This window comes from Acutalibacter intestini (genome assembly GCF_034334985.1).
Lineage (GTDB): Bacteria > Bacillota > Clostridia > Oscillospirales > Acutalibacteraceae > Acutalibacter > Acutalibacter intestini.
Window position 1 is genome coordinate 1 of the sequence record NZ_JAWXXL010000096.1, and the last position, 1,509, is coordinate 1,509.

The 1,509-nt window shown below is 55.5% G+C and carries 5 protein-coding genes; all 5 read left to right on the top strand.

What is annotated here, in order from left to right; translation table 11 throughout:
- Window positions 1-180: phage major capsid family protein (locus tag U8U68_RS21765; RefSeq protein WP_322204539.1), on the top strand; the 180-nt coding region annotated here is incomplete at its 5' end.
- A 21-nt stretch (window positions 181-201) separates the two neighbouring features.
- Window positions 202-501: a head-tail connector protein gene (locus tag U8U68_RS21770; protein ID WP_217958846.1), complete on the top strand. Its 300-nt coding sequence runs from the start codon at window positions 202-204 to the stop codon at window positions 499-501.
- Window positions 488-868, top strand: a complete 381-nt coding sequence (locus U8U68_RS21775; RefSeq protein WP_217958845.1) for a hypothetical protein — start codon at window positions 488-490, stop codon at window positions 866-868. The genes U8U68_RS21770 and U8U68_RS21775 overlap by 14 nt, the downstream gene beginning before the upstream one ends.
- Window positions 855-1,262, top strand: a complete 408-nt coding sequence (locus U8U68_RS21780; RefSeq protein ID WP_161929588.1) for an HK97 gp10 family phage protein — start codon at window positions 855-857, stop codon at window positions 1,260-1,262. The genes U8U68_RS21775 and U8U68_RS21780 overlap by 14 nt, the downstream gene beginning before the upstream one ends.
- The coding region (locus U8U68_RS21785; protein ID WP_322204543.1) for a hypothetical protein at window positions 1,259-1,509 on the top strand (251 nt) is incomplete at its 3' end. The genes U8U68_RS21780 and U8U68_RS21785, both read left to right, overlap by 4 nt.

The following is a 1,509-nucleotide window of genomic DNA, read 5'->3' on the forward strand; positions in this document are numbered from 1 at the left end:
GCCTTCCTCTTCAACTTCAAGGACTACGTGCTGAACACCAACTACACTATGACCGTGAAGAAGTATGAGGACAACGAAACCGACGATCAGGTAACAAAGGCGATTATGCTTGTTGACGGAAAGGTTGTTGACAAGAATTCCCTTGTTACCATTGCGTCCGGCGCGGCTTCCGGCACCTAACGCGGAAGGGGTGAACGGGAAATGCTGGACAAGGTGAAGGCCGCCTTGCGTGTGAAAACAACCGCCTTCGACGAAGAAGTGCAAGGGCTGATTGATGCTTGCAAGGCTGATTTGCGCCTTGTTGGTGTGAACGTTCCGGAGGAACAGCCGCCCGCCGAAGGTGAACCGCCTTCGGCGGGTGATCCTCTTATCGCGCGGGCGATTATCCTATACGCAAAGGCAAACTTCGGGTATAGCGACGATAGCGAGAAATACCGCGCCGCCTATGATTACTTGAAGTGTTCTTTGAGTTTGGCAGGGGGTTATCATGCGGTGGATTGATGAAATTACCTTGATCAACTTGGAAGCCCCCGAAGAGCGGGTGAACGCAAACGGCTTCCCGAATGAGCCGAAGGAAACGCGCACGGTGCTTTTTGGCAACAAGAAATCCGTGGGCTATTCGGAGTTCTACAAAGCCGCGGTTGCGGGTTACGCCGCGGAATTGAAGGTTGACGTATACACGGAAGAGTACGGCGGGCAAAAGCTGGCCGAAGTGGACGGCGTGCGATACCGGATATTGCGGACATACCGCGATCCGAAGAATACGGACATAACGGAATTGACGCTTTCCGATCTTCCGGAAGTGCAGGAAGACGAAGAGCCGGATAGCGGCGAACAGGAAGGAGGCGGGGACGGTGGCGCGGTTTGAAGTTAGCGGCATTGAGGCGGCAGAAGCCGCGCTTATGCGGCAGAGTGAACGGGCGGCAAGAGCTGTTCCGAAAATGCTGAAAGCTGGCGCGGCGGTGCTGGTGAGGGTACAGCAAGAGGAAATCCGCAGCACTTTCCGGGGCGAAAGGGCAACGGGTGATCTTGCAAATTCCATTAAACAAACAAGGATAAGGCAGAAGGACAGCGCGCAATGCGTGGAGGTATATCCACACGGGACAAACCGCCGCGGGGAGCGTAACGCCACGGTGGGATTTGTCCACCAATACGGGCGATCCAATATGCCCGCGCGCCCGTGGTTTACCCGTTCTAATCAAAAGGCAACGCCGGAAGTTCGAGACGCAATGCGGAAAGCGTGGGAGGAGGAGCAAGGATGATTGACACCGTGGACGCGCTGGTAAAATCCACGCTTGCCGCCCTTTGCCCGAATGTGGCGCGCCTGCTTTACCGCGGGAAGGCTGGCACATTCTTCACGTATCAGCTTGTTTCTTCGGAAGATAGGGACGCGGCAGAAGACGAAATGCAGGGGACGGAATACACATACCGCGTTGACCTTTATTCAAAGCGGGATTATATAGCCTTGTTGCGCCGGACGAAGCGGGCGTTGAAGGCCGCGGGCTTCTA

Bases quoted from the DNA above. Each gene is read 5' to 3' on its own strand.
- U8U68_RS21770 (WP_217958846.1), top strand. From the start codon at position 202: ATGCTGGACAAGGTGAAGGCCGCCTTGCGTGTGAAAACAACCGCCTTC.
- U8U68_RS21775 (WP_217958845.1), top strand. From the start codon at position 488: ATGCGGTGGATTGATGAAATTACCTTGATCAACTTGGAAGCCCCCGAA.